General features: G+C 66.5%; 28 protein-coding genes and 1 riboswitch. Of the genes, 10 read left to right on the forward strand and 18 right to left on the reverse strand.

Annotated elements, in window-relative coordinates; translation table 11 throughout:
- Nucleotides 1–71 precede the first annotated feature (71 nt).
- Together J2X50_RS09950 and hisC are read right to left on the reverse strand one after the other, a co-directional pair.
- Nucleotides 72–1007: a prephenate/arogenate dehydrogenase family protein gene (locus tag J2X50_RS09950; RefSeq protein WP_429094388.1), complete on the reverse strand. Its 936-nt coding sequence runs from the start codon at nt 1005–1007 to the stop codon at nt 72–74.
- A gap of 3 nt (nt 1008–1010) precedes the next feature.
- The gene (gene hisC, locus J2X50_RS09955; protein ID WP_429094390.1) at nt 1011–2123 is read right to left on the reverse strand and encodes a histidinol-phosphate transaminase; all 1113 of its coding nucleotides are present in this window, start codon (nt 2121–2123) and stop codon (nt 1011–1013) included.
- Between the two features lie 152 nt (nt 2124–2275).
- Nucleotides 2276–2353: riboswitch (SAM riboswitch) on the forward strand.
- A 51-nt stretch (nt 2354–2404) separates the two neighbouring features.
- Here hisC and metA point away from each other — a divergent pair.
- Nucleotides 2405–3322 carry a homoserine O-acetyltransferase MetA gene (gene metA / locus J2X50_RS09960; RefSeq protein ID WP_429094392.1) on the forward strand — a complete coding sequence of 306 codons (918 nt, stop codon included), beginning with the start codon at nt 2405–2407 and terminating at the stop codon, nt 3320–3322.
- Between the two features lie 87 nt (nt 3323–3409).
- Here metA and J2X50_RS09965 read toward each other — a convergent pair whose 3' ends face one another.
- The 4 genes from J2X50_RS09965 to J2X50_RS09980 all read right to left on the reverse strand — a co-directional run bounded on the left by J2X50_RS09965 (nt 3410) and on the right by J2X50_RS09980 (nt 8075).
- The gene (locus J2X50_RS09965; protein ID WP_429094393.1) at nt 3410–5218 is read right to left on the reverse strand and encodes an ABC transporter ATP-binding protein/permease; all 1809 of its coding nucleotides are present in this window, start codon (nt 5216–5218) and stop codon (nt 3410–3412) included.
- A 120-nt stretch (nt 5219–5338) separates the two neighbouring features.
- Nucleotides 5339–6199, reverse strand: a complete 861-nt coding sequence (locus tag J2X50_RS09970; protein ID WP_429094774.1) for a lipid kinase — start codon at nt 6197–6199, stop codon at nt 5339–5341.
- Between the two features lie 219 nt (nt 6200–6418).
- On the reverse strand, nt 6419–7222 hold the full coding sequence (locus J2X50_RS09975; RefSeq protein ID WP_429094395.1) for a DUF1194 domain-containing protein: 804 nt from the start codon (nt 7220–7222) through the stop codon (nt 6419–6421).
- A gap of 85 nt (nt 7223–7307) precedes the next feature.
- Nucleotides 7308–8075: a class I SAM-dependent methyltransferase gene (locus J2X50_RS09980; protein ID WP_429094397.1), complete on the reverse strand. Its 768-nt coding sequence runs from the start codon at nt 8073–8075 to the stop codon at nt 7308–7310.
- 116 nt (nt 8076–8191) lie between these two features.
- On the opposite strand from J2X50_RS09980, the gene gloB reads away from it, so the two are divergent.
- Together gloB and J2X50_RS09990 are read left to right on the forward strand one after the other, a co-directional pair.
- On the forward strand, nt 8192–8959 hold the full coding sequence (gene gloB, locus J2X50_RS09985; RefSeq protein WP_429094399.1) for a hydroxyacylglutathione hydrolase: 768 nt from the start codon (nt 8192–8194) through the stop codon (nt 8957–8959).
- A 1-nt stretch (nt 8960) separates the two neighbouring features.
- On the forward strand, nt 8961–9392 hold the full coding sequence (locus J2X50_RS09990) for a cupin domain-containing protein (RefSeq protein WP_429094401.1): 432 nt from the start codon (nt 8961–8963) through the stop codon (nt 9390–9392).
- A 9-nt stretch (nt 9393–9401) separates the two neighbouring features.
- Here the strand turns inward: J2X50_RS09990 and yddG are convergent, their stop codons facing one another.
- Nucleotides 9402–10304 carry an aromatic amino acid exporter YddG gene (gene yddG / locus J2X50_RS09995; protein ID WP_429094403.1) on the reverse strand — a complete coding sequence of 301 codons (903 nt, stop codon included), beginning with the start codon at nt 10302–10304 and terminating at the stop codon, nt 9402–9404.
- A 25-nt stretch (nt 10305–10329) separates the two neighbouring features.
- Nucleotides 10330–11112 carry a DUF3108 domain-containing protein gene (locus J2X50_RS10000; RefSeq protein WP_429094404.1) on the reverse strand — a complete coding sequence of 261 codons (783 nt, stop codon included), beginning with the start codon at nt 11110–11112 and terminating at the stop codon, nt 10330–10332.
- A 249-nt stretch (nt 11113–11361) separates the two neighbouring features.
- Here J2X50_RS10000 and rpmB point away from each other — a divergent pair, with 249 nt between their 5' ends.
- Nucleotides 11362–11655, forward strand: coding sequence for a 50S ribosomal protein L28 (rpmB, locus tag J2X50_RS10005; protein WP_340040628.1), 294 nt, complete (start codon nt 11362–11364; stop codon nt 11653–11655).
- 121 nt (nt 11656–11776) lie between these two features.
- Complete coding sequence (locus J2X50_RS10010; RefSeq protein ID WP_429094406.1) at nt 11777–12460, forward strand: queuosine precursor transporter; 684 nt, start codon at nt 11777–11779, stop codon at nt 12458–12460.
- A 6-nt stretch (nt 12461–12466) separates the two neighbouring features.
- Here J2X50_RS10010 and J2X50_RS10015 read toward each other — a convergent pair whose 3' ends face one another.
- A complete protein-coding gene (locus J2X50_RS10015; RefSeq protein WP_429094408.1) occupies nt 12467–12895 on the reverse strand; it encodes an Lrp/AsnC family transcriptional regulator in 429 nt (142 codons plus the stop codon).
- A gap of 123 nt (nt 12896–13018) precedes the next feature.
- Between J2X50_RS10015 and J2X50_RS10020 the strand changes: the two genes are divergently transcribed.
- Complete coding sequence (locus tag J2X50_RS10020) at nt 13019–14119, forward strand: saccharopine dehydrogenase C-terminal domain-containing protein (protein WP_429094410.1); 1101 nt, start codon at nt 13019–13021, stop codon at nt 14117–14119.
- 181 nt (nt 14120–14300) lie between these two features.
- On the opposite strand, the gene J2X50_RS10025 is transcribed toward J2X50_RS10020, so the two are convergent.
- The 4 genes from J2X50_RS10025 to J2X50_RS10040 form a co-directional block, all read right to left on the reverse strand.
- Nucleotides 14301–15320, reverse strand: a complete 1020-nt coding sequence (locus tag J2X50_RS10025) for an esterase-like activity of phytase family protein (protein ID WP_429094412.1) — start codon at nt 15318–15320, stop codon at nt 14301–14303.
- On the reverse strand, nt 15317–17215 hold the full coding sequence (cobT, locus tag J2X50_RS10030; RefSeq protein WP_429094414.1) for a cobaltochelatase subunit CobT: 1899 nt from the start codon (nt 17213–17215) through the stop codon (nt 15317–15319). Before cobT ends, J2X50_RS10025 begins: the two co-directional genes overlap by 4 nt.
- A 201-nt stretch (nt 17216–17416) precedes the next feature.
- The gene (cobS, locus tag J2X50_RS10035) at nt 17417–18403 is read right to left on the reverse strand and encodes a cobaltochelatase subunit CobS (protein WP_429094415.1); all 987 of its coding nucleotides are present in this window, start codon (nt 18401–18403) and stop codon (nt 17417–17419) included.
- 115 nt (nt 18404–18518) lie between these two features.
- The gene (locus J2X50_RS10040) at nt 18519–19127 is read right to left on the reverse strand and encodes a J domain-containing protein (protein ID WP_429094417.1); all 609 of its coding nucleotides are present in this window, start codon (nt 19125–19127) and stop codon (nt 18519–18521) included.
- Between the two features lie 145 nt (nt 19128–19272).
- On the opposite strand from J2X50_RS10040, the gene J2X50_RS10045 reads away from it, so the two are divergent.
- The 4 genes from J2X50_RS10045 (at nt 19273) to J2X50_RS10060 (ending at nt 21214) form a co-directional block, all read left to right on the forward strand.
- Nucleotides 19273–19575 (forward strand): BolA family protein, encoded by a 303-nt coding sequence (locus tag J2X50_RS10045; protein WP_429094419.1) that lies wholly within the window; start codon nt 19273–19275, stop codon nt 19573–19575.
- Between the two features lie 70 nt (nt 19576–19645).
- The gene (locus J2X50_RS10050) at nt 19646–19981 is read left to right on the forward strand and encodes an ArsR/SmtB family transcription factor (protein WP_429094421.1); all 336 of its coding nucleotides are present in this window, start codon (nt 19646–19648) and stop codon (nt 19979–19981) included.
- Nucleotides 19982–19985: 4 nt separating this feature from the next.
- Complete coding sequence (locus J2X50_RS10055; protein ID WP_429094423.1) at nt 19986–20516, forward strand: arsenate reductase ArsC; 531 nt, start codon at nt 19986–19988, stop codon at nt 20514–20516.
- An 11-nt stretch (nt 20517–20527) separates the two neighbouring features.
- Entirely contained in the window at nt 20528–21214 is a 687-nt protein-coding gene (locus tag J2X50_RS10060) for an aquaporin (RefSeq protein WP_429094424.1), read from the forward strand.
- Nucleotide 21215: 1 nt separating this feature from the next.
- Here J2X50_RS10060 and J2X50_RS10065 read toward each other — a convergent pair whose 3' ends face one another.
- The 5 genes from J2X50_RS10065 to J2X50_RS10085 all read right to left on the reverse strand — a co-directional run bounded on the left by J2X50_RS10065 (nt 21216) and on the right by J2X50_RS10085 (nt 24555).
- Nucleotides 21216–21614 carry a type II toxin-antitoxin system VapC family toxin gene (locus J2X50_RS10065; RefSeq protein WP_429094426.1) on the reverse strand — a complete coding sequence of 133 codons (399 nt, stop codon included), beginning with the start codon at nt 21612–21614 and terminating at the stop codon, nt 21216–21218.
- Entirely contained in the window at nt 21611–21844 is a 234-nt protein-coding gene (locus tag J2X50_RS10070; protein WP_429094428.1) for a type II toxin-antitoxin system Phd/YefM family antitoxin, read from the reverse strand. The genes J2X50_RS10065 and J2X50_RS10070 overlap by 4 nt, the downstream gene beginning before the upstream one ends.
- Nucleotides 21845–21905: 61 nt before the next feature.
- Nucleotides 21906–22823, reverse strand: coding sequence for an HlyC/CorC family transporter (locus J2X50_RS10075; protein ID WP_429094430.1), 918 nt, complete (start codon nt 22821–22823; stop codon nt 21906–21908).
- A complete protein-coding gene (gene aroB / locus J2X50_RS10080; RefSeq protein ID WP_429094431.1) occupies nt 22820–23935 on the reverse strand; it encodes a 3-dehydroquinate synthase in 1116 nt (371 codons plus the stop codon). The genes J2X50_RS10075 and aroB overlap by 4 nt, the downstream gene beginning before the upstream one ends.
- Nucleotides 23932–24555, reverse strand: coding sequence for a shikimate kinase (locus J2X50_RS10085; RefSeq protein ID WP_429094433.1), 624 nt, complete (start codon nt 24553–24555; stop codon nt 23932–23934). The genes aroB and J2X50_RS10085 overlap by 4 nt, the downstream gene beginning before the upstream one ends.
- Nucleotides 24556–24649 lie beyond the last annotated feature (94 nt).

A 24649-nucleotide genomic window follows, 5' to 3' on the forward strand; every position in this document is an offset into this window, starting at 1 on the left:
AGCGAGTAGGCCGAACGCAGCCTGAACGGCTGACGCAAGCCACTATTCGCTACTCACTACTTCACTACTCCCTAATTCTTCACCGGATGCTCGATCGCCTGGCGGCCGAAGTCGGGCGCGTCGATTTCCTGGCCGGCCTGGATGATCGAGCGGCGGATGGCGCGGGTGCGGGTGAACAGATCGAACAGCTTCTCGCCGTCGCCCCAGCGGATCGCCCGCTGCAGCGAGGCGAGATCCTCCGAGAAGCGCGCCAGCATCTCGAGGATCGCGTCCTTGTTGTGCAGGCAGACGTCGCGCCACATGGTGGGATCGGAAGCCGCGAGACGGGTGAAGTCGCGGAAACCCGAGGCCGAATACTTGATCACTTCCGACTTGGTCACCGCCTCGAGATCGTCGGCGGTGCCGACGATGTTGTAGGCGATGATGTGCGGCAAATGCGAGACGATGGCGAGCGTCATGTCGTGATGTTCGGGGTCCATCGTGTCGATGTTGGACCCGCAGCGGCGCCAGAACTCCGACAGCTTCTCGAGTGCCGCGGCATCGGTGCCCGGCAGCGGCGTGAAGATGCACCAGCGGTTCTCGAACAGGTCGGCGAAGCCGGCGTCGGGACCCGACTTCTCCGTACCCGCGAGCGGGTGGCCGGGGATGAAGTGCACGCCTTCCGGAACATGCGGCCGCATCTGGGCGATGACGGAGGCCTTGGTGGAGCCGACATCGGTGAGGATGGCGCCCGGCCTCAGCGCTGGCGCGATCTCCTCGGCCAGCGCGCCCGACGAGCCGACCGGCACCGAGACGACGACGAGGTCGGCATCCGCGACCGCCACCTTGGCGTCCGCCGAGTAGCTGTCGCCGAGGCCGAGCTGCTCGGCGCGGGCCAGCGTGGCCGCGCTGCGGGTGGAGATGGCGATGTGGCGGGCAAGCCCTTCGCGGCGGATGACGCGCGCCAGCGACGAGCCGATCAGGCCGATGCCGACCAGGGCGATCTTTTCAAACAGGGGTTCGGACATTTTTCAGCTTTTCAGGAATTCGGTGAGGGCAGCGATGACACCGCGATTTGCCTCTTCGGTGCCGACGGTCATGCGCAGCGCATTTGGGAAGCCGTAGCCGGCGACCCTGCGCAGGATATAACCGCGCGCCGTGAGATACTCGTCGGCCGCCGCCGCCGAGTGCTTGCCGTCATCGGGGAAGTGGACCAGCAGGAAGTTGCCGACCGAGGGCGTGACGCGCAGTCCGAGCCTCTCGAACGCATTGACCAGCCACTCCGCCCACTGGGCATTGTGGGCGATGGTGCGTTCGACGTGCCCGCGGTCTTCCATTGCCGCCACGCCGGCCTCGATCGCCGCCGCGTTGACGTTGAAGGGCCCGCGCATGCGCTCGAGCACGTCTATGATGTGCGACGGCGCATAGATCCAGCCGATGCGCATGCCGCCCAGCCCGTGAATCTTCGAGAAGGTGCGGGTCATGACGACGTTCTCGTTGGCCGCGACCAGCTCGACGCCCGCCTCATAGTCGTTGCGCCGGACATATTCGGCATAGGCGGCGTCGAGCACCAGGAGCACGTTCTTCGGCAGCGCCGCATGCAGGCGACGCACCTCCTCAAACGGCAGGTAGGTGCCGGTCGGGTTGTTGGGGTTGGCAAGGAAGACGATCCTGGTCCTCGGCGTCACTGCAGCGACGATGTTGTCGACGCTGGCCTTCTCGGAATCTTCCTTGGCGACGACCGGCGTGGCCCCGGCGGCCTGGGTGTAGATCTTGTAGACCATGAAGCCGTGCTCGCTGTAGACGGCCTCGTCTCCCGGCGAGAGGTAGCTCTGGGCGAGCAGGCCGATCACCTCGTCCGAGCCGTTGGAGCAAAGGATGTTGGCAGGGTTGAGCCCATGGGCCGCCGCGATCGCCTGTCTCAGGCGCGAGGACGACCCGTCCGGATAATACTCCATCTTCTCGGCGAGCTTCTTCACCGCCTCGATGGCATGCGGCGAGGCGCCCAGCGGATTCTCGTTCGACGAGAGCTTATGGACCTTGGCGACGCCCGCCGGAGCGGTGCTCTTGCCGGGGACATAGGCTGCGATGTCCATGATGCCGGCGCGGGGTTCGGGGCGAATCTGCTCAGGTGCCTTGGTCATGTCGAAAATCCTGGATTGGCGCCTCCGGGCGGAGGCCGCAGCGGAAATACCCCTCGGGGCCGGCAATGTCGAGGAAAACCGGCGAAAGCGGCCGCCCTGGCCGGACGATTGGGTCACGGTTGACGCAATCCGTTGCCAGGCGTAATAGCTAGGCCTCGATCCGTGGTGATTTGGCCGGTCGGCTTGCAGCCACGTTAAACAAGTCGCTAAAGGGCCGTTTGCGATCCGTAAACCGGCTTTGCGACAGCAATGCCGGTTTTTTGTTGTTTGGAGTTCGCACAGTGCCGATCAAGATCCCGGATCAGCTGCCCGCCCGCGAAGTGCTGGTGAAAGAGGGCGTGTCCATCATGGACGAGCAGACCGCGCTCCGCCAGGACATCCGCCCGCTGCAGATCGGGCTGCTCAACCTCATGCCCAACAAGGTGCGGACCGAGACCCAGTTCGCCCGCCTGATCGGCGCGAGCCCGCTGCAGGTGGAACTGACGCTGGTGCGCATCGGCAACCACAAGGCCAAGAACACCTCCGAAGACCACCTGATCGCCTTCTACCAGACCTGGGAAGAGGTGAAGGAGCGCAAGTTCGACGGCTTCATCGTCACAGGCGCGCCGGTCGAGCTTTTGCCCTTCGAGGAAGTGACCTACTGGGACGAACTCCAGCAGATAATGGATTGGACGAAGACCAACGTCCATTCGCCGTTCTTCATCTGCTGGGGCGCAATGGCGGCCGCATGGCACTTCCACCGCGTCCCCAAGCACACGCTGGAGCACAAGGCCTTCGGCGTGTTCCGCCACAACAACAATGCCCCGGCCTCGCCCTATCTCGCCGGCTTCTCCGACGACTTCGCCATTCCGGTGTCGCGCTGGACAGAGGTGCGCGCCGCAGACATTCCCGACGGCTCGGGCCTGGAGCTCTTGATGGAATCTGAGGAGACCGGCCCCAGCCTGCTGGCCGAGCAGGCCGGCAACCGCCTCTACATGTTCAACCACATCGAATACGACTCAACCTCGCTCAAGGAAGAGTACGACCGCGACGTCGCCGCCGGCGTGAAGATCGCGGTGCCGCACGAATACTACCCTGGGGACGATCCGCAGCGCCGGCCGCTCAACCGCTGGCGCTCGCACGCGCATCTCTTGTTCGGCAACTGGATCAACCGGGTCTACCAGACCACGCCGTACGACCTGGAGAATATCGGCAAATAGCCGCTCGGTTCACGGCCGCGTCCGCGGCCGTTGAGCCTGCCAGCCGTGCGATGCATCGCGGACTTGCTCCGTCAGCGCACGGGTGCCTCAGGCTGTGGCGGCCGCCTCCGCCATCTCCTTGATGCGCACGCGCTTGAGTGCCGGCCCGCGCTTGTCCTTGGCGAGATGAACGGTCCTGTCGAACAGGTCGCGGCTGTTGCGCGCCGGCCCGAAATAGACCACGCCGGTCTTGGCCAGCTCGCCCTCGAACATCTGCCGCACCCGCTGGTGCGCGGCCGCATCCAGCGTATCGAACGCTTCGTCGATGATGACCCAGTCGGGCTTGTGCAGCCTGATCCGCGCGAAGGCCACCAGCCGGAGTTCGTCGCTGTTGAGCTCCTCGTTCCACGACGCCACGCGGTCGAGCGACGGCGCCAGGCGCTCCAGCCCGACGGCGCCGAGTGCCGTGGCAAAGTCCTCATCGGCGAATTCGCGGCCGTCGGAGGGGTAGGACAGCACGGTGCGCAACGAGCCCGGCGGCAGGTAGGAGGCGCGGGGAAGGAAGGTGAGCTGCTTGCCGGCGGGCAATTCGATCCGTCCCCGGCCCCACGGCCAGAGGCCGGCGAGTGCCCTGAACAGCAGCGTCTTGCCGGCGCCCGCCTCGCCCGTCACCAGCAGGCGCTCGCCTGCCTTGACCCTCAGATGCGGGTCGGAAAGCTTGGTGCGGCCGCTCGGCGACACGAGTTCGAGCGCGTCGAGCCCCAGGCTGCCGTCGAAGCTCTCGCCGAAGCTGATCCGCTCTTCCGTCTCGTGCAGCACGTCGGCGGCGACCAGCACGCTGCGGATCACGCCGACGCGCATCAGCGTGGCGCGCCAGTCGGCGATGGCGCCGACATTGTTGATGAACCAGCGCAGCGAGGCATGCACCTGGTTGAAGGCACCGACGGCCATCATCAGCCCGCCGAAGCTCAGGTCGCCGGCGAAATAGACCGGCGCGGCGACCAGGATGGGCGCGACCACGGTGAACCAGCCGTAGCCGTCGGTGACCCAGGCGAGATTGATCTGGGTGAGGAAGATGCGCCTGAGCGCGACCAGCACGCCCTGCAGGTCCAACTGCAGGCGGCGCTTCTCGTCGGCCTCGCCGCGCGCCAGCGAAATGGCATCGATGTTCTGGTTGATGCGGACCATCGAGAACCTGAGCTCGGCCTCGCGCGAATAGCGCTCGCTGTTGAGCCCGATCAGCGGCCGGCCGACCAGCCAGCTCAGCCACGAAGCCGAGCCGGCATAGATGATCGCCGCCCAGACCATATAGCCGGGAATGCTGAAGGAGCTGCCGCCGACATTGAAGACGAAGCCCGAGGACAGGCTCCAGAGCACGCCGACAAAGGACGCGAGCAGGATCGAAGCCTGCAGCAGGCCGACGCCGAGGTCGGTGGTGAGGTCGGCGAGATGGCCGGCATCCTGCTGCATGCGCTGATCCGGATTGACGCCGACCGCACCGGCATTGGCAAGGCGGAAGGCGCGCCCCGGGCGCAGCCATTCGGTGATCAGGTCGACCGTCAGCCCCTCGCGCAGCTTGAGGCGGATCATCTGGTTGAGCCATTGCTGCAGCACGTTGAGGACGAGCAGCGAACCGGCGATTGCCGCAAACACGATGAGCTGGTTGAGGAACGCCTCAAGATCACGCCGCTCGAGCGCGTCGTAGAAGGGTTTGCTCCAGCGGTTGAGAACGATCTGGCCGATCGAGGTGGCGACGATGACGGCGAATATGCCGATGCAGAGCCAGGTCAGGGACCGGCGCACCGGCGAGCCCGCCAGTGCCTGGCGCGCCATCTTGAGATGGATGGGAAACCCACCGTCGGGAACACTCGTAGGCAGAGGCTCGGGATGGGCCTTGTTGTCCGAATTGCCCGTCATGCGAATCCTCCCGCTGGTCATCCGAATCGCGACGTCACCCCGCCATTGTGCCACTCAACGGCGGCAGCGTATCGCAGGGATGGATCAACAAGCGTGTCATCGACACGCAGGCGGCCCCGACTAAGGCTTCGGCACGAAGACCCGCACCGACTTCGGCCGGATGCGGAAATGCGCCGGCGTCCAGGTCACAAGTTCGCCGTCGGTATTGACCGGCCGCGGCTGCTTGGTGCGGATGGTCACCTCGGTGGTCTTGAAAGCGCGCACGTCGTCCCACTGGCCGTGCGTGCCCTTGCGCAGGCTGGGCAACAGCCGCAAGAGCCGCCACCAGTGATCGACCTCGAGGCTGTAGAGGTCGAGCCAGCCGTCGTCGGCGGTCGCCGTCTCCTCGACGGTCATGCCGCCGCCATAGTGGCGGCCGTTGCCGACGGAGACCTGCATGGTGCGGATCTTCTCGGTCGTGCCGTCGTGGTCGACATAGGCCGAAAACAGCCGCGAGCGCATCAGGATGCGTGCCGCAACGATGCCGTAGCCCAGCGTGCCCCAGCGCTTCTTGGCGTGTTCGGTGAGTTCGGCCGCCAGCTCCGCGCTGAAGCCGATGCTGGCAACGTTGAAGAAAAGGTGGCCGTTGACCTCGCCGAGGTCGACCGTGACCTCGCGGCCGGCGGCGATGATCTCCGCCGCCTTCACCGGATCCGGCGGGATGCCCATCGTGCGGGCGAAGTCGTTGGCGGTGCCAAGCGGCAGCACGCCGAGCGTGAGGCCGGTATAGGCGAGTCCGGCGGCCGCGTTGTTGAGCGTGCCGTCGCCGCCGCCGACGATGGCCATGTCGAAATGGTCGGCGTTGCGCGAGATGATCTCGGAGGCGTTCTCGTCCTTGCTGGTCACCATCTCCTCGATGGCGATGCCGGCCTTCTCGAGCACCTGCCTCGCCTCGGTGATCGAGCCGCCGCCGCGACGGGCGCGAGGATTGACGATGAGCATGGCCCGCCGGACGGGAGCCTGCCCGGCTGTACGCTTTTCATGGATGACGTCGGTCAGGACCGTGTTTCCCGTTGCTATCGCCGGAATGGCGGACTGCGTTGCTTGAGCCGCCATTTAGGAAGCGAGCATGCCGATTTGAAGGCAATCTGGTTCATCACATGCCGGACAAGCAGATGTGACCGCTTGTCCGATCGACCGCCGGACACTGCGTACCCGCCCCTACCGGTCGAGTTCCGGGTAATACGGATCGGAATAGATGCGCCTGTCGCGCTCGCCGGCCATGCAATAGCCGGCGGGGGCGGCCTCGGCCTTGACCGGCAGCGGCGGCGCATCCGTTCCGCTGACTTCGAGGATGAGCTTGCGCCTGATCGCGGTCGCGAACTCCGCAATGTCGCGGATGGGCAAGACGAACGATCCCGAGCCGCCGATGACGCATTCGGCATAATAGCGGTCGAGGTCGTCGACCGTCCCCGATGGCCGGATCAGGATCGGCAGACCGTTGATGACGATGCCCTGCGCCAATGCGGCATCGCGCGCCAAGGTGACCGGCGGGCCGGCATTGTTGGGCCCGTCGCCGGAGACGTCGATGACGCGGCGCCAGCTTTCCACCGCGTTGTTCCGGAGGAGATCGGCACCATGCGCGACCGCGCCGGAGATCGAGGTTCCGCGATAGCCGCCGAAGGGCCGCGCCTCGAGCCTGGCGGCAAAGGCCGCGGCACTCGCCGGCCCGTCGACGATCTGCCAGGGCACGGTCGATTCCGGCCTGACCGTGCCCGCCCATTCGAAATAGGTGACGGCGATCCGCCGATAGCGCCCGGCAAGCACCGCCTCGACGAAGTCGGGATGCCGCAGGGCTTCGACGTAGCCGGCGCGCTGCAGGGCGAATTCCTCGCTATCCATCGAGCGCGAGACGTCGACGGCGAGCACGAGCTCGACATCGACCGCAACCGCCTCCGCCTGCAAAGCGCCGCCCGTCGGCGCATCGCAAGCCAGGCACATGATCAACGCCAGTGCCTTCAGCATCGACGCCTGACCCAAGGGTTACGCCGGAAGAGTTTGCCGCAACCGTGGCGGAATGGAAGAGGCAGCCAGCCTCCCGCGAGACGATTCAGCCGCCGCGTCCATCCCCGCGCCGCAGCGCCGGAAAGCCGCGCGTGGCGCCGCTCGGCGACAGGACGGGCACGAAGACGCGGCGAGACGCCCGCTGCGCCACCGGCACGCCCTGATAGACCCGCTTCTGCGCCTCGACGACGATGACGCCCGAGAAGATCGGCCAGAAGCTGCGGCCGGCGCGTTCGAACAGATGGTGGAAGCGCATCATCCATTTCCGCCGCGACGGCGGGAAGTGCAGCGCATCCGACCACGAGGCCACCGTGAAGTTGGCCTCGCGCAGGAGTTCGTTGAGCTGGCCGGACGAGAACGGCCGCCCGGTGCCGAACGGCGTATGTTCGAAGCGTGCCCAGACTCCGCGCCGGTTGGGTACGACGATGACGACGCGGCCGGCGGGCGAGAGCACGCGCCAGATCTCCTTCAGCGTCTCGCGCGGGCTTTCGGCATGTTCGAGCGAATGCACCAGAAGCATCCGATCGATGGAGGAATCGACCAGCGGCAGTTCCTCGTCGAAGACGAGCGCCGTGGACGACGGCCCCACCGACGGCCACACCACCGCGCCTTGCGTCGCCGGCATGAAGGCGAACACGCGCTCGGCATCGGCACCGAACCGGTCGAGCCAGGGCAGCGCATAGCCGAGCCCGACGAGCCGTTCGTTGGGCAGACCGGCCCAGACCGATGACAGCGCCATGGTGATCGACTGTTCGGCCAGCCGGCCGAGCGGTGTCGAATAGAACGAGCGAAGGTCGACGATGTCGGAGTTCATGGCGCGACGGTAGCGGCGAGACGCGCGGACTTCAACGATGCGAAGCGCGATCCCCGCAATTGGGGTGACAGGCGGGGGCGCGCGCCCTATCGTCTCGGGATGAACGGAGTTTCGCGATGGCGGTCGAGATCGAGCTTTTCATGTGCCGCACCGACAATTTCGGCGCGCTGCTGCACCACCCCCAAAGCGGCGAGACGGCGATCGTCGATGCGCCCGAGGAAGGCCCGATCCTGGCGGCGATAGAACGCCGCGGCTGGCGGCCGTCGATGATCCTGACGACTCATCATCACGGCGACCACGTCGAGGCCAATCTGGCGCTGAAGAAGCGCTTCAACCTCCGCATCGTCGGGCCCGAAGCCGAGCGAGACCGGATTCCGGGTATCGACGACACGGTCGAGGAAGGCTCGGTCATCCCCTTCGGCGACGAGACCATCGCGGTTATCGAGACGCCGGGGCATACGGCAGGCCATGTCTGCTACCACTTGCCCAGGTCGAAGGTGGTCTTCACCGCGGACACGCTGTTTGCGCTGGGCTGCGGCCGCCTGTTCGAGCGCCCTGCGCCGGTGATGCACGGCTCGCTGAAGAAGCTCGCTGCCCTGCCCGCCGACACGGTCGTCTATTGCGGCCACGAATACACGCTGTCGAACGCGCGCTTCGCATTGACGGTCGATCCCGACAACGCCCGGCTCAAGGCGCGCGCCGAAACGGTCGAGAAGCTGCGCGCCGAAGGCAAGGCGACGCTGCCGACGACGGTCGGCGAGGAACTCGCCACCAACCCGTTCCTGCGCTGGGCCGATCCTTCGATCCGCAAGCATCTCGGCATGGAAAAGGCGGCCGACGTCGACGTCTTCGCCGAAATCCGCCGGCGCAAGGACAGTTTCTGAGATGTATGCCGCCGAGATCATCGCCACGCTGGGCATGCGCCGCCACCCGGAGGGCGGCTGGTATGCCGAGACCTTCCGCGACGCCCCGGCCGGCGGCCCGCATGGCGCGCGCGGGCATTCGACGGCGATCTATTTCCTGCTCGAGCGCGGCGACGTCTCGGCCTGGCACCGGGTCAAGGATGCGGCCGAGATCTGGCTTTTCCACGCCGGTGCCCCGATCGAAATCAGGCTGCACCAGGCGGGCGGCGGCATCTCGTCCCATAGCCTCGGCGTCGACCTCGCCGCCGGCGAAAGGCCGCAGATCATCGTGCCGGCCGGCTGGTGGCAGACCGCGCGCAGCCTTGGCGACTGGACGCTCGTCAGCTGCACCGTTTCGCCAGGCTTCGAGTTCTCGCAGTTCGAGCTCGCCGAGCCCGGCTGGGAGCCGATGTAGGCCGGCTCGTCAGGCCCCGGCCCCGTCGGTGGCCGCGCGGCCTTGGGACCGCCTGCCGAAGATCAGCGACTTCGCCGCCAGCACCGCGCCTCCGGTGATCAGCACGCAAGCCGCAAGGATGCGCAGGCTGGGCTCGGCCACCCCGGCCACGATCAGCACCAGCGTCGACAAGAGCGGCGCCGCATAGCTCGCGGCACCCAGCACCTGGATGTTGCCGCGCTTGACGCCGATGTCCCAGGCATAGAAGGCAGCCCCCACCGGCATCAGGCCGAGCCCGAGCACGGCCAGCCACTGGCCGGCATCGGCGGGCAGCACCGTCTCCTCGAGCGCCAGGTGCGCGATGAAGGAGAGCACGGCGGTGGCCAGGCAAAACCAGGTGACGACCGTGGTCGGCACCGCCGGGAAGCGCCGCGACAACAGCGAATAGCCCGACCACAGGAACGCGCAGGCAAAAGCCATGGCATAGCCGAAGCTGTAGCGCGGGTCGAAGGCCAGCCCACCGCCCTTGGTGACGATGAGGAAGGTGCCCGCGAGCCCCATCAGCGCGCCGGCGATATGGTTCCAGTGCAGGCGTTCGCCCGGCATCAGCGCCGAGCCCAGCACGATGAACAGCGGCCAGAGATAGGCGATCAGGCTGGCCTCGACCGCCGGTGCGTTGCGCAGCGCGGTGAAGTAGAAGAAGTGGTAGCCGAACAGGCCGGCGATGCCGATGACCCAGACCTGTGGCGGAATTCTCACCCGCTGCTGGGGCTTGGGCATGAACAGCCGCGCCACAAGCCCGACGACGGTGCCGATGGCGAATGTCATGGCCGTGAGCAGGAACGGCGGCACCGAGCCGGACGCGTCGGTGAGCAGCGCCAGCAGCGCCCACATGGCGACCGCAGAAAAACCAATGAGTGTCGCCCGCGCCACTACCCCTCCCCCGGGCGCAGCCGCCCTATTCGGTCGCTTCGAACCGCCGCGCCCTGACCGTGATCGTGCCGATCTCGGTGCCGACGGTGGCATAGATCGGTGCGTATACCCCGGTTTCGCCGACCGGCGCAAACGTCACCATGATCCGGCTGCGGTCGCGCAGGAAGGCCAGCGCCTTCTTGTCGGTCCGGTAGCCCGAGACCGGCTGGAAGCCCATACGACAGGTGACGGTCTGGCCCTTGAAGCCCTTGGTCGACATCTCCCCGGTCGAGACGGCCGTCAGGCGCAGGTCGACGCGGAGCTCGCCATCATACATCTTCACGGTGCGGCCGCAGACCTTGTCGAGGCTGGGGGCGCGGACGATGGTCGCGGCGATCGGGTCGGCGACGCCGCGCAGGTCGTCGGCGCCGAGCGGTATCCAGGTCTTGCCGCGCTTCTTGGGGGCCGGAACGACCTCGGTGCTGGTGACCTTTTCACCGGAGAAGCGGATGTCCACCAGCGAGGCCTTCTTGCCGGACACGTAGTCGGCGCGGAACGAGGTCGGCCGGATGCCCGCCTCGCCGATGCTGCCGCGCGACGAGATCGTGCCGCGCGTATCGTCGAAGATGGCGCCGAGCCCGGCGCTGGAAACCTTGCCGCTGATCGCGTAGGTGCCGCCGTCGTAGCTGCTGTCGAAATTGGCCCTGGCCAGGGGAATGCCGAGGAAGGACAGCGAATAGTCGCCCCTGAAGGTCTGCTGCGCCGCCGGCGCCACCGATGGCAAGAGCGCCAGGGCCAGTGCGAGCGGGGCAAGCGCGATGCGGCGCATTGGCGAATAACCTCAACTTCAGCGGAAGCGGGCTTCCGGCTGTTCGCGTCCCTCGTGAGCGGTTATAGAAGCAATTCCGGCCTTTGTATGAAGTTGGGGGCAAGTCGCAAGAACCACGCATGCGCTTGACGCGCCGGTGAAATGCAACTATGGAACGCCAACTTTTTCCATGAGGCCGCCTGACTGAGACCGCGCGCCATATTAGGTGCGTCACAGCCGCTTGGTCCGCCAGAACTGAAGGTATGTAACATGTCCCGCGCTTGCGAACTCACCGGTAAGGCCGTCATGACCGGCAACAATGTGAGCCACGCCAACAACAAGACCCGTCGTCGCTTCCTGCCGAACCTGGTCAATGTCACGCTGATCTCGGAAGTTCTGAACCAGAACGTCCGCCTGCGCATTTCGGCCAACGCGCTTCGCTCGGTCGAGCACCGCGGCGGTCTCGACGCCTTCCTGGCCAAGGCCGACGTTGCCGAGCTGTCGCAGCGCGCCCGCCTGCTCAAGAAGCAGATCGCCAAGAAGACCGCCGAGCAGGCTGCCTGATAGCGAATCAAGGCGGGGGACGACCGCCTGGAGCCTCTGAGCGCCCGCAAGGACGATAGAGGCTCCGACCAAATGCCCGGGCACTGCCCGCAAAGCTGGTTCCATCACCCAGGATAAAAAAATGAACTCCGGTTCAAAATACCTGCCCTTCGTGGCGGCCATGGCGCTTGTCGTCGTCGCCTCCAACATCCTCGTCCAGTTCCCGATGCAGGGACAGGTCGGATCGCTCGCGCTTGCCGACGTCCTGACCTGGGGCGCCTTCACCTATCCCTTCTCGTTCCTGGTCACCGACCTCGCCAACCGGCGCTACGGCCCGAAGATGGCGCGGCGGATCGTCTTCGTCGGTTTCATGACCGCGGTGGTCTGCTCGATCGTCATCCCGCCGGTCCTGTTCAGCTATGGCCTCATTCCCTTCGACACCGCCGCTGCAAGGCTGGCGCGCATCGCCACGGCCTCGGGCGCGGCATTCCTGACCGCGCAGCTGCTCGACGTCACCGTGTTCAACTGGCTGCGCCGCCAGAGCTGGTGGCGCGCGCCGATCTTCGGCACGCTGGTCGGCTCGGTGTTCGACACGGCGATCTTCTTCGGCGTCGCCTTCGCGGCAGCCTTCGCCTTCATCGGCCCGGAGGACGCGTTTGCGCTCGAACCGGCCCCGCTGTTCGGCGTCATGGCCACCGAGGCGCCGCGCTGGGTGTCGTGGGCGCTGGGCGACCTGATCGTGAAGCTCTTGATCGCGGTCTTCGCGCTCATCCCCTACAGGCTGATCGCCGCACGCTGGACCCAGCCGGCCCTCGCTGCCGGCTGATTCCCGCTATCGGTCTATCCGCGTCGACAGGATGATCGACGACAAGGTGCGCTCGACGCCTTCGAGCGCGCCGATCCTGTCGATCAACATGTCGAGGTCCCTGACCGACGGCGCCTCGACCACGACGATCATGTCGAAATTGCCGCTCACCGAATGCAGCGTGCGCACCTCCGGGATGCGGCGCAGCACCGCCTCCACCGCCGCCGACACCTTGGGAAGTGCCGTGACGAGGATGTGGGCGCGGACGAGATTCTTCTCGTAGTCGGGCGACAGCCTGACGCTGTAGCCCGCGATCACCCCGCGTTTTTCCAGCCGTTCCAGCCGGCTCTGCACCGTCGTCCGCGACACCCCGAGCTTGCGCGCCAGCTCGGCGGTCGAGGCGCGCGCGTTCTCGCGCAGGAGGTTAAGCAGGGCACGGTCGGGATCGCTTGTCATTTCGCCGATGTATCTCGTCACTTCGCACAAAACATACTGTCTTTTCGTCGTTCTCGATACTGCCTTTCGACGAGACGCGGCCGTAGAATCGCGCGCGAAATTGCACTCCAAGGGGACATGACCATGAAACAGATCGTTGTCGTAGGCGCAGGCAAGATCGGCTCGACCATCGCCGACATGCTGGCGGAGACCGGCGACTACAAGGTGACCGTGGTCGACCGCTCGCAGGCCGCGCTCGACGCGCTGGAAGTCGGCGGCAATGTCGAGACCAGACAGGTCGAGATCGCCGAGGCCGGCGCGCTGGACGCCGTGCTGGCCGGCAAGTTCGCCGTGATGTCGGCGGCACCCTTCCACCTGACCACCAGGATCGCCGAGGCTGCTGCCAAGGCCGGCGTGCACTATCTCGACCTGACCGAGGACGTCGCCTCGACCCGTATCGTCAAGGAACTGGCGGCCAAGGCCAACAGCGCCTTCATCCCGCAGTGCGGCCTGGCGCCGGGCTTCATCTCCATCGTCGCCAACGATCTCGCCAAGCGCTTCGATTCGCTGGAGAGCGTGCGCATGCGCATCGGCGCCCTGCCGCAGTACCCGTCGAACGCGCTCAACTATAACCTGACCTGGAGCACCGACGGCGTCATCAACGAATATTGCGAGCCCTGCGAGGCGATCGTCGAGGGCGAACTGATCGAAGTCCCGCCGCTCGAGGAGCGCGAGGAGTTCTCGCTCGACGGCATCACCTACGAGGCGTTCAACACCTCGGGCGGCCTCGGCACGCTGTGCGAGACCTACGAAGGCAAGGTGCGCACGCTCAACTACCGCACCATCCGCTATCCCGGCCACGCCGCGATCATGAAGGCGCTGCTCAACGACCTCGGCCTGCGCCACCGCCGCGAAGTGTTGAAGGACATCCTCGAAAACGCCCTGCCGGCGACGCTGCAGGACGTGGTCGTGATCTTCGTCACCGTCAGCGGCCGCAAGGGCGGTCGCCTGCTGCAGGAAAGCTACGCCAACAAGATCTACAGCCGCCAGCTGGGCAAGCTTGTCCGCAGCGCCATCCAGATCACCACGGCTTCCGGCATCTGCGCCGTGCTCGACATGCTGGCCAACGGCGCCCTGCCGCAGAAGGGCTTCATCCGCCAGGAAGACATCGCGCTCGACGCCTTCCTCGCCAACCGCTTCGGCCGCAACTACGCGCAGGCCGCTTCGAACCACCTGGCAGCCTGACCGCCGGACGCCTCACGGGGAGGATACCCCGAGGCAACAAGTTGCAGGCAGCGAGGGGTTGGGGGACCCCTCGCTTTTTTTGCGTGCGTGGGGCCGGCGTGAACTCGGCGCTCGGAGGTTACCCCACCCGACCAGCCTGCGGCTGGCCACCCTCCCCTCGAAAGGGAGGGAGAGCCTCGGCTCAATCCTCGTGGAGCCTGAACTCCAGGTAGAGATTGCGCTGCAGGATCGAGTGGTTGTCGTCCGAGATCAGTGACACCATCTGCGCGCCGTCCTCGCGCTGCCAGACGTCGAGCCCTTCCATATTGTCGATCTGGTAGCCCATGTCGGCCGTAAACAGCACCGGACCGTCGGCGACCTGGCCGCGGCCGATGCTGTCGTCGGCGATCCGCCGCAGCCGCATCTTCACCCCGGAAGCGATGGAGAAGCTGCGTTCGAGCAGGAGCAGGTCGCCGCCGGGCAGGAAGGCGCCGTCGGTGATGTCGAATTCGCCGTCGCGGCGGACCGTGAAGACGCCCTTGTTCGGCCCTTCGATGATCGCGGCGAAGATGTTGCCGGCCTGGTCGAGGCTCTTTTCGGAGACCACCACCAGCCCGCCCTTGTCCTTGGAATAGGCGACCGTCTCGAAGCCCCGGTTCTGGCGCAGTTCGTTGCGCGGCACGACGAAGTCGAGCTGGCGGAAATCCGACTTCATCGCGTCGGGCTCGATGCGGAACTGGGCGACGCGGTGGGTGCGCTCGAAACCGACGGTGGCGATGCCGTCCCTGACATCGAGACCCTCGGCATCCGCAAGCCACTTCTTCTCGATGACGTTGCCGGAGGCGTCGACCATCTGGACCATGCGGAAATTCTCGATCCCGACCGGCCGCATGTCCGCATCCCTGACGACGCGGCCGAAGAACCAGAAGCCGGTGTCGGCGACGCCGATGAAATCGCCGCCCGGCTTGAGGAAGCGGAAGGACGAGAGCGCGCCGAGATTGCGTGACGACGAGGTGAGCTCGAGCCCGCCGACGAATTCGAGCGGGCCGAACATGGTCTCGTCGCGGCCGACCTGGAACTTGTCGATCGTGCGCGCGGAAACCTCGACCTGCTCGACCGACGGAATTTCAGCGATCGACGAACCGGTCAGCGACGCCGACATGGCCAGCGCCGCGACCGCCGCGCATGCGAACTGCCGCGATCGGGCCAGGCGGGAGGTCATCCGGCGCGCCGGAAGCCGCCGCGGCGGTGATCGCGCGCGCTTTCCTCGTCGAACAGCGAGGCGAGCTGCTCCGTCATGGCGCCGGCCAGTTCCTCGGCATCGACGATGGTGACGGCGCGACGATAGTAGCGCGTGACGTCATGGCCGATGCCGATGGCGAGCAGTTCGACCGGCGAGCGCGTCTCGATCAGATCGATGACGGCGCGCAGGTGGCGCTCCAGATAGTTGCCCGGGTTCACCGACAGCGTCGAATCGTCGACCGGGGCGCCGTCCGAGATCATCATCAGGATCTTGCGCTGCTCGGGCCGCGCGATCAGGCGCTGGTGCGCCCACAGCAGCGCCTCGCCGTCGATGTTCTCCTTGAGCAGGCCCTCGCGCATCATCAGGCCGAGGTTGCGGCGGGCACGGCGCCACGGCGCATCGGCGCTCTTGTAGATGATATGGCGCAGGTCGTTGAGGCGGCCGGGATTTGCCGGCTTGCCGTCCTTCAGCCACTTCTCGCGCGCCTGCCCGCCCTTCCACGCACGCGTGGTGAAACCGAGGATCTCGACCGAGACGCCGCAGCGCTCGAGCGTGCGCGCCAGGATGTCGGCGCAGGTGGCGGCGACCGTGATCGGCCGGCCGCGCATCGAGCCGGAATTGTCGAGCACAAGCGTGACGACCGTGTCGCGGAACTTGGTGTCGCGCTCCTGCTTGAACGACAGCGGCTGCATCGGGTCGATGACGACGCGCACGAGGCGGGCCGGATCGAGATAGCCTTCTTCGAGGTCGAAATCCCAGGAGCGGTTCTGCTGCGCCATCAGGCGGCGCTGCAGGCGGTTGGCGAGACGGCCAACCACGCCCTGCAGGTTGGCGAGCTGCTTGTCGAGGAAGGCGCGCAGGCGGTCGAGTTCGTCCTCCTCGCACAGCTCTTCCGCACCCACCGTCTCGTCGAAGGACGTGGTGAAGACCTTGTAGTCGATTTCCCTGGGCAGGTTGGCGAAGGGATTGTCCTGGCGGCGAGCCTCGCCCGGCGTCTCGGAATCGGTATCGTCGTCGTCGGACATGTCGTCGGAGGTGGCGTCGGCCGCCTCCATCTCGCCCGACGGCTCCTCCTCTGCCGAGGATTCGGCGTCGTCGGATTCGGACTGGTCGGCGCCCGAGTCGTCCTCGCCGCCCTCCTCGCTCTGGTCGTCGCCCTGCTGTTCCTCGTCGTCCTGGTCCTCGTTGTCCTCGGTCTCCTGGTCGTCGCCCAGTTCCTCGGCCATTTCGAGCGACGCCAGCATCTCGCGCACGACGCGCGCAAAAGCCTGCTGGTCGGAGAGATTCTGGGCGAGATGGCCAAGGTCCGCGCCGGCCTTGTCCTCCACCCATTTGCGCCAGAGCCCGACCATGCGCTCGCCGCTCTTGGGCGCCGGGCGGCCGGTCAGCTTCTCGCGCACCATCAGGGCCAGCGCCTCTTCGAGCGGCGCTTCGGATTGTTCGGTGACCTCGGCGAGGTTCGCCTTGGCGTATTTGTCCTCGAGCATCGAGGAGATGTTCTCGGCGACGCCGGCCATGGCGCGGCTGCCGATCGCCTCGACGCGGGCCTGCTCGACGGCATCGTAGATGGCGCGGGCCTGCTTGCCCTCGGGCGCGAGCCGGGCATGGACGCGGTTGTCGTGGCAGGCGCGTTTCAGCGCCATGGAGTCGCCGAGACCACGCGTCACCGCGATGTCGTTGGCGGTGGCCTTCTTCGGCAGCTCGGGCAGACGGGCGCGGTTGCCGGCGAGCGCCGGCCGCTCCTTGGCGAAGGCGACCTCGAATTCGTTGTCGCCGGAAATGGCGCGCATGCACACCGTCATCGCGCGCTTGAAGCTGTCCGCCTCCGCGCCCGTCTTGGATTTGTTGCGCGTGTTGTCGCCCGGCCCTGCCATCAATGGCTCCGAATGCTGGCTAGAGAACTTACCCCCACCCCTAGCCCCTCCCCACAAGGGGGAGGGGAAATTTCCATCGCCGGCAGCTTATTGGCACCAGTCACGGCGAGAAGCGACGGTGCCGAGTCCCCCTCCCCCCTGTGGGGAGGGGTTAGGGGTGGGGGTATCTCGGCTGCCGACGTCACCGCATGCTCGCCGGATTTACCCCAACACGACGTTGGCGGATGATTCCGGCAGGTCCTCGCCGAAGGCGCGCTGGTAGAACTCGGCCACGACCGAACGCTCGAGCTCGTCGCACTTGTTGAGGAAGGTCAGGCGGAAGGCCATGCCGACATCGCCGAAGATCTCGGCGTTCTCGGCCCAGGTGATGACCGTGCGCGGGCTCATGACCGTCGACAGGTCGCCGTTGACGAAGGCCGAGCGCGTCATGTCGGCGACGCGGACCATCTTGTTGACGATCTCCTTGCCCTTGGCGTCGCGGTAGTGCTTGGCCTTGGCAATGACGATCGCCACCTCGTTGTCGTGCGGCAGGTAGTTCAGCGTGGTCACGATCGACCAGCGGTCCATCTGCGCCTGGTTGATCTGCTGCGTGCCGTGGTAGAGGCCGGTCGTGTCGCCGAGGCCGACCGTGTTGGCGGTGGCGAACAGGCGGAAGGCCGGGTGCGGGCGGATGACGCGGCTCTGGTCGAGCAGCGTCAGCCGGCCCGAGGATTCGAGCACGCGCTGGATGACGAACATCACGTCCGGACGGCCGGCGTCATATTCATCGAAGACGAGCGCGACGTTGTGCTGGTAGGCCCAGGGCAGGATGCCGTCGCGGAACTCGGTGACCTGCATGCCTTCCTTGACGACGATGGCATCCTTGCCGACGAGGTCGATACGGCTGACATGGCTGTCGAGGTTGACGCGTACGCAGGGCCAGTTGAGGCGGGCGGCGACCTGCTCGATATGGGTCGACTTGCCGGTGCCGTGATAGCCCGAGACCATGACGCGGCGGTTGTAGGCGAAGCCGGCGAGGATCGCCATCGTGGTCGCCTTGTCGAACAGGTAGTCGGGATCGACGTCCGGGACATGCTCGCTGGCAACCGAATAGGCCGGCACGACCATCTTCGAATCGAACCCGAAGGTGTCTTTCACCGACACCGTCGTGTCAGGCAGGTTGGCAATGTCGCGATCGACCTTGTTCATGACCTCTCCACGCGCGGAGCCTCAGCTACGCCGGTAATCGAAATTTCTTCGCGGGCGGTCTTAATGCCTTTTCCAGCCGGAGGATAGTTGGAAAAAGGCCGCGCCCGCGGCTGGCTCAACACAATCCCGCCTGCTTGAGCACCCGGTATGCCTGGAGCACATCCCGGAAGCGCTCCTCGGAGCCGCGGTCGCCGCCATTGGCGTCGGGGTGGTGACGCTTCACCAGTTCCTTGTAGCGCGCCTTGATGTCGGCGCCAGTAGCCTTCGAATCGAGGCCGAGCGTCTCCAGCGCCTTGGCCTCCAGCGGCTTCGCCTTGCGCTGGCGCGTCGCGCCCTGGCCGCCGAACATGTTGAACGGGTCGCGCATGCGTGCGTAGTAGCCGGCGCGGCCCGAGCGCTGCTGGGCGAAATCGGGCGCCGAGCGTGCCGAACTGTTGGCGCCCATGGTCCAGGTCGGGCGATGGCCGGTCAGCGCCTCCTTCTGGAAGCGTGCGATCTCGCTGTCGGCGAGGCCGGAGAAATAGTTGAAGCCCTTGTTGTACTCCCGCACGTGGTGGAAGCAGAATTTGAAATACTGCCCTTCGGCCATGCGGCCGACCGGGGCGCGATGCGTGCCCGGCTCGTTGCAGCCGTCCCACTGGCAGAGCGGCGCGCGCGCCTTGGCCTCCGCTTCCGGATCGGGCCGGACGCGGATCTTGTCGAAATATTTCGGGTTCGGCTTCATCTGATGACATTTACCGCCTGAACGAGCGGCGAAACAAGAATTGACATTTCCAGGATGATCGCCCTAACCCCTGATTTGCGGCCCAATCGAGCCCGAAGGCTGTGATTGGTGGCGACGAAGACACATGTGGTGAAAGGTGAGCCCGATGTCCATACAGGCGTCCATCGAAGACAAGCTCAACAAGGCATTTTCGCCCGAGCGGCTTGCGGTCATCAACGAGAGCCACCTGCATGCCGGCCATCACCATGTCGACGGCGGCCATGAAGCGGTCTTCGACGGCGCCGGCGAGACGCATTTCCGCATCCGCATCGTTGCACCCGCCTTTGCCGGCATGAGCCGCATCGATCGCCACCGCGCCGTCAACGAGGCACTGGCAGCCGAGCTGAAGGCCGGCCTGCACGCGCTCGCCATCGAACCCGCGGCACCCGGCGAAGCGACGCGCTGGTAGCCCAGCAACTCCCAACCGGACGGCAACGAACCGTCATCCGGCCGTCACATATATCCACTAGTCTGGATATATGGATGCAAACGAAACGATCGAGGCGCTGGCCGCACTTGCCCAGCCGACGCGGCTGGAGGCCTTCCGACGGCTTGCCGCCGCCGGGCCCGATGGCATAGCCGCCGGCGAACTGGCGCGCCGCCTCGGCGTGCCGCAGAACACCATGTCGGCGCACCTCGCCGTGCTCGTCCGCGCCGGCCTGGCGAGCCGCGACCGCAACGGCCGCTCGATCGTCTACCGCGCCGACCTGCCTGCGCTGCGCGGCGTCCTCACCTTCCTGCTGCAAGACTGCTGCGGCGGCAGGCCCGAAGACTGCGCGCCGCTGCTTTCCCCCTGCTGCGTTCCATTGGAGTGATCCCGTGACCCACCGGCCCTTCAACGTGCTTTTCCTCTGCACCGGCAACAGCGCCCGCTCGATCCTCGCCGAGGGCATCCTGCGCAAGGACGGGGCGCCCAACTTCAACGCCTTCTCCGCCGGCAGCCAGCCCAGGGGCGCGGTCAACCCGTTTGCGCTGAAGGTACTCGAAAGCTACGGCTATCCGGCAGATGGCTTCAGGTCGAAGACCTGGGACGAGTTCGCGGTCGAAGGCGCGCCGCAGATGGATTTCATCTTCACCGTCTGCGACGACGCGGCCGGCGAAGCCTGCCCGGTGTGGCCCGGCCATCCCGCCAATGCGCATTGGGGCATCGAGGACCCCAGCCATGCCGAGGGCACCGACATCGACAAGGAAGCGGCCTTCGTCACCGCCTTCAAATACATGCGCAACCGAATCCGGGCGTTCACCTCCCTGCCGATCGCCAGCCTCGACCGCATGGCGCTGACCTCCCATCTCGAGGAGATCGGCCGGATGGAAGGCGCTTCGGGCAAGGCCGGCGGCCCGGCGAAATGACCGGCGAGCCGATGCCCCGCCGCCTGTTGGCCGAAGCGCTCGGAACCGCCTTCCTGCTTGCCGCCGTCGTCGGCTCGGGGATCATGGCGGAGCGATTGTCGGACGGCAACGTCGCGCTCGCCCTGCTCTGCAACGCACTCGCGACCGGGGCGGCGCTGGTCGTGCTGATCACCATATTCGGACCGGTTTCGGGTGCGCATTTCAACCCGGCGGTCAGCCTGGCCATGGCGCTGGAACGGCGCCTCGCATGGTCGGACCTGGCGCTTTACGCTGCCGCGCAAGTGGCCGGGGCAATCCTCGGCGTGGCTGTCGCGCATGCCATGTTCGAGCTGCCCGTCCTGCAGCTGTCGGCGACGGCCCGCAGCGGCTCCGGCCAGTGGCTGGGCGAGGCGGTGGCAACCTCCGGCCTGGTGCTGACGATTTTCGGCTGCATCGCCCGGGCGCCGAAATCGACGCCGGCGGCGGTCGGCCTCTACATCCTGTCCGCCTACTGGTTCACCTCGTCGACATCCTTCGCCAACCCGGCGGTGACGGTCGCGCGCGCGCTCACGAACACCTTTGCCGGGATAGCGCCCTCGGACGCACCAGCCTTCATCGCCGCGCAGCTGGCGGGGGCCGCGCTCGGCCTCGCAGCAGCCAGGTTGCTCTGGCGCGATCCTCGATCCGCACGCGTTGGCAAAGGAGTGACGGCTCCCTGAGCTACCAGATGCTCTTCACATGCGGATAGAGCGCGATCTTGCTGTCGGCCGTTACCAGCGGCACCGCCAGTTCACGGGCAAGCGCGACAATCATGCGATCCGCCGGATCGGCATGGAACTCGCCAGGCAGGGTAACGCTGCGTACAGCGATCAGGTTGTCGACCGGGACGAAGCGAAAGCCCTCGATCCCGCCGGCGAGGCCCAGCCAGCGCTCGACATCCATCGCCAAATTCAGCCTCCCCTTCGAGACCAGCATGGCAATCTCCCAGGCGGAGATAGACGACGCGACGACACCGTCCGCGGCCAGTGCCCCGTCGATGGCTTGCTTCGCGGCCTTTGACAGTCTCGAGGCGTCGCCGCCGATCCACCAGACGAGCGCGTGGGTGTCCAGGACGATCATCTCGACGCGTCCCAGTCCTCCACGCCGACGGGCTCGAACGGATTGTCATAGCGAAGCACCGACCCCTTAAGCACTTCCAAGGGGTTGCGGTCCTTTTCGTCGATGCGCCGGATTTCCAGCTTCGGCTTGCCATGATCGGTGACGATCAGCGGCTCGCCGGTCGCCTCGATCTCGCGGAAATATTCGAGCGCCTTCGCCTTGAACTCGGATTTGGATACGCGAGCGGTCATCGCACCATCTCCCTTGCTGCAAACAAGATAGCGCAATTATGACTATGGTCAATGACCATAGTCAGGACTTTGGGGAGCCTGGCTGCGGTTCCACCGTCGCCGGCCTGATGCGGATGCGCGCCAGCCGGTTCTTGTCGCGCTTCATGACGATGAAGCGCTTGCCGTGGAAGGTGAAGGCCTGCTTCTCCTCCGGGATCGACTGGGTCTCGTGGATGACGAGACCGGCGATCGTCGTCGCCTCGTCGTCGGGCAGGTGCCAGTCTAGGGCGCGGTTGAGGTCGCGGATCGGCACGGACCCGTCGACGACCACCGAACCGTCGGACTCCTGCTTGACCCCCTGGACGTCGATGTCGTGCTCGTCGGCGATCTCGCCGACGATCTCCTCGATGATGTCTTCGAGCGTCACCAGCCCTTCGACCTCGCCATATTCGTCGACGACGATGGCGAAGTGCTGCTTGCGGCGCAGGAAGGCGTTGAGCTGGTCCTGCAGGGTGGTGGTGTCGGGCACGAACCAGGGCTTGGAGGCGACCTTGAGCACGTCGACCCTGGCGTAGTCGCCCTCGACCTCGTTGAGCGCGCGCAGCAGGTCCTTGGCGTGGATGACGCCGACGATGTTGTCGATAGTGCCGCGCCACAGCGGCATGCGCGTATAGGGGCTCTGCAGCATTTCGCGCACCAGCGCTTCCGGCGCGATGTCGGCGTTGTACAGCCGCATGTTGGTGCGGTGGACCATGACGTCGGAGACTTCGAGCTCGCGCAGGTCGAGGAGGCCGCCAACCTGGTCGCGGTCCTGCTTCACCACGTGCCCCTCGCGGTGGAACTCGTCCACCGCTCCGCGCAGTTCGTCATGCGCCGAACGCAGCGGCGTCAGTGCGACGATCTCATAGCCGAGGACCGCCAGCAGCCTGTGGCGGAACGCCAGAAAGGCCAGGATCAGCCCGGCCAGAACCGCCGCGACGATCCAGCCGGCAGCGCTCATCCCGGGTGATTCTCCTTGAGGAAGGACAGCACTTCGGAGGCCGGCACATCCTTGGCGATGAAGGACTGGCCGATGCCATGCGTCAGGATGAAGGTGAGCGCGCCGCGGGTGACCTTCTTGTCTTGGGTGATGTAGCCGAACAGCGCATCGGCGTCCGGCAGGCTGCCGGGGATGTCCGACATGCGCCACGGCAGGCCGACATCGCGCAAATGCGCCTCGACGCGCGCCGCGGCGTCGGGACTCGCGAGGTTGAGACGGGCCGAGAAGCGGTGCGCCAGCGCCATGCCGATGGCGACGCCCTCGCCATGGACCAGCCGCGCCCCGTCATAGGCGGTCGCCGCCTCCAGCGCATGGCCGAAGGTGTGGCCGAGATTGAGCAGGGCGCGGTCGCCGGTCTCGAACTCGTCGCGGGCGACGACGTCGGCCTTGGCGCGGCAGGACTGGGCGATGGCCTCGGTGCGGGCCGGGCCGCCGGAGAACACCTCCTGCCAGTTCCTCTCCAGCCAGGCGAAGAAATCGGGCCGGTCGATGAGGCCGTATTTGGCGACCTCGGCATAGCCGGCGCGGAACTCGCGCGCGGGCAGTGTGTCGAGGGCGCCGGTATCGGCCAGCACCAGCTTCGGCTGGTGGAAGACGCCGACCAGGTTCTTGCCGCGCGGGCTATTGATGCCGGTCTTGCCGCCGACGGAGGAATCGACCTGCGCCAGCAGCGAGGTCGGCATCTGCACGAAGTTCATGCCGCGGCGGACGATGCCGGCGGCGAAGCCCGTCAGGTCGCCGATGACGCCGCCGCCGAGTGCGATCACCGCGTCGCCGCGTTCGAGCCGCGTGGCCAGGATTGCGTCGACCACCGCCTGCAGGTGCTCGAAGCTCTTTGTCTTTTCGCCGGCGGGGAGCTTGACGACGGCAGGCGGGTTGCCCGTCGCCGAAAGGCTTTCGATCAGCGGTTCGAGATGCGCCGCAGCCACGTTCTCGTCGGTGACGATTGCCGAGCGCGCCTTGGGCAGGCGCCGCTGGACCAGTTCGCCGCCCTGCGCGATCAGTCCCGGGCCGATGAGGATGTCGTAGGCGCGGTCGCCGAGCCCGACTTCGACTGTGACGGTGCCCGTCATTCGTGATCCTCCGAAGCATCAGAGACGTGGATCCGGACGGACACGCCGAGATGGTTGCACAGCGTCTCGATCACCTCGCCGGCGATCGCTTCCTTGCGGTCGTCGCGCGTCGGCACGGTGAGGTCGGCCAGCGCGTAGACCGGGTAGCGCTCGTCCATCAGCTTGGCGAGCACGGCGCGCGGATCGGCATTCTGCAAAAGCGGCCGGTTCTGCTTCTTGGAAACGCGCTCCATCAGAAGGTCGAGTTCCGCCTTCAGCCACACCGAGACGCCATGGGCGGCAATCGCTGCCCGCGTCTGGGCGTTCATGAAGGCGCCGCCGCCGGTCGACAGCACCTGCGGGCCGCTCTCCAGCACCCGGCCGATGACCCGCTGCTCCAAGGCGCGGAACTCGGCTTCGCCGTAGCGCTCGAAGAGCTCCGGGATGGTCATGCGCGACACCGCCTCGATCTCGTGGTCGCTGTCGACGAAACCGAGGCCAAGCGCCTGGGCGACCTTGCGGCCGATGGCGGTCTTGCCCGCGCCCATCAGCCCGACGAAAACGATGGAACGGTCGCCGAGCCGCTCGAGCAGCGCAGCGCTGGAGCCGTCGGGCGATGGGTTGTGCGCGTCGGGTGTCATGGCTTCCCTTTCGTCGGCGTATCGACATGAAAAGCCCCGTGGCGTCAAGCGGATGCGCCGTTCCAACCTTGAAATGGCGCGAACGCCGTCCCAT

This window comes from Aminobacter sp. BE322 (genome assembly GCF_050433525.1).
GTDB lineage: Bacteria > Pseudomonadota > Alphaproteobacteria > Rhizobiales > Rhizobiaceae > Aminobacter.

What these genes read in the sequence shown, in the direction of transcription:
- J2X50_RS09950 (WP_429094388.1), bottom strand. Translation starts at nt 1,007, where the DNA reads ATGTCCGAACCCCTGTTTGAAAAGATCGCCCTGGTCGGCATCGGCCTG.
- hisC (WP_429094390.1), bottom strand. Translation starts at nt 2,123, where the DNA reads ATGACCAAGGCACCTGAGCAGATTCGCCCCGAACCCCGCGCCGGCATC.
- J2X50_RS09965 (WP_429094393.1), bottom strand. Translation starts at nt 5,218, where the DNA reads ATGACGGGCAATTCGGACAACAAGGCCCATCCCGAGCCTCTGCCTACG.
- J2X50_RS09970 (WP_429094774.1), bottom strand. Translation starts at nt 6,199, where the DNA reads ATGCTCATCGTCAATCCTCGCGCCCGTCGCGGCGGCGGCTCGATCACC.
- J2X50_RS09975 (WP_429094395.1), bottom strand. Translation starts at nt 7,222, where the DNA reads ATGCTGAAGGCACTGGCGTTGATCATGTGCCTGGCTTGCGATGCGCCG.
- J2X50_RS09980 (WP_429094397.1), bottom strand. Translation starts at nt 8,075, where the DNA reads ATGAACTCCGACATCGTCGACCTTCGCTCGTTCTATTCGACACCGCTC.
- gloB (WP_429094399.1), top strand. Translation starts at nt 8,192, where the DNA reads ATGGCGGTCGAGATCGAGCTTTTCATGTGCCGCACCGACAATTTCGGC.
- J2X50_RS09990 (WP_429094401.1), top strand. Translation starts at nt 8,961, where the DNA reads ATGTATGCCGCCGAGATCATCGCCACGCTGGGCATGCGCCGCCACCCG.
- J2X50_RS10000 (WP_429094404.1), bottom strand. Translation starts at nt 11,112, where the DNA reads ATGCGCCGCATCGCGCTTGCCCCGCTCGCACTGGCCCTGGCGCTCTTG.
- rpmB (WP_340040628.1), top strand. Translation starts at nt 11,362, where the DNA reads ATGTCCCGCGCTTGCGAACTCACCGGTAAGGCCGTCATGACCGGCAAC.
- J2X50_RS10010 (WP_429094406.1), top strand. Translation starts at nt 11,777, where the DNA reads ATGAACTCCGGTTCAAAATACCTGCCCTTCGTGGCGGCCATGGCGCTT.
- J2X50_RS10015 (WP_429094408.1), bottom strand. Translation starts at nt 12,895, where the DNA reads ATGACAAGCGATCCCGACCGTGCCCTGCTTAACCTCCTGCGCGAGAAC.
- J2X50_RS10020 (WP_429094410.1), top strand. Translation starts at nt 13,019, where the DNA reads ATGAAACAGATCGTTGTCGTAGGCGCAGGCAAGATCGGCTCGACCATC.
- J2X50_RS10025 (WP_429094412.1), bottom strand. Translation starts at nt 15,320, where the DNA reads ATGACCTCCCGCCTGGCCCGATCGCGGCAGTTCGCATGCGCGGCGGTC.
- cobT (WP_429094414.1), bottom strand. Translation starts at nt 17,215, where the DNA reads ATGGCAGGGCCGGGCGACAACACGCGCAACAAATCCAAGACGGGCGCG.
- cobS (WP_429094415.1), bottom strand. Translation starts at nt 18,403, where the DNA reads ATGAACAAGGTCGATCGCGACATTGCCAACCTGCCTGACACGACGGTG.
- J2X50_RS10040 (WP_429094417.1), bottom strand. Translation starts at nt 19,127, where the DNA reads ATGAAGCCGAACCCGAAATATTTCGACAAGATCCGCGTCCGGCCCGAT.
- J2X50_RS10045 (WP_429094419.1), top strand. Translation starts at nt 19,273, where the DNA reads ATGTCCATACAGGCGTCCATCGAAGACAAGCTCAACAAGGCATTTTCG.
- J2X50_RS10050 (WP_429094421.1), top strand. Translation starts at nt 19,646, where the DNA reads ATGGATGCAAACGAAACGATCGAGGCGCTGGCCGCACTTGCCCAGCCG.
- J2X50_RS10060 (WP_429094424.1), top strand. Translation starts at nt 20,528, where the DNA reads ATGCCCCGCCGCCTGTTGGCCGAAGCGCTCGGAACCGCCTTCCTGCTT.
- J2X50_RS10065 (WP_429094426.1), bottom strand. Translation starts at nt 21,614, where the DNA reads ATGATCGTCCTGGACACCCACGCGCTCGTCTGGTGGATCGGCGGCGAC.
- J2X50_RS10070 (WP_429094428.1), bottom strand. Translation starts at nt 21,844, where the DNA reads ATGACCGCTCGCGTATCCAAATCCGAGTTCAAGGCGAAGGCGCTCGAA.
- J2X50_RS10075 (WP_429094430.1), bottom strand. Translation starts at nt 22,823, where the DNA reads ATGAGCGCTGCCGGCTGGATCGTCGCGGCGGTTCTGGCCGGGCTGATC.
- aroB (WP_429094431.1), bottom strand. Translation starts at nt 23,935, where the DNA reads ATGACGGGCACCGTCACAGTCGAAGTCGGGCTCGGCGACCGCGCCTAC.
- J2X50_RS10085 (WP_429094433.1), bottom strand. Translation starts at nt 24,555, where the DNA reads ATGACACCCGACGCGCACAACCCATCGCCCGACGGCTCCAGCGCTGCG.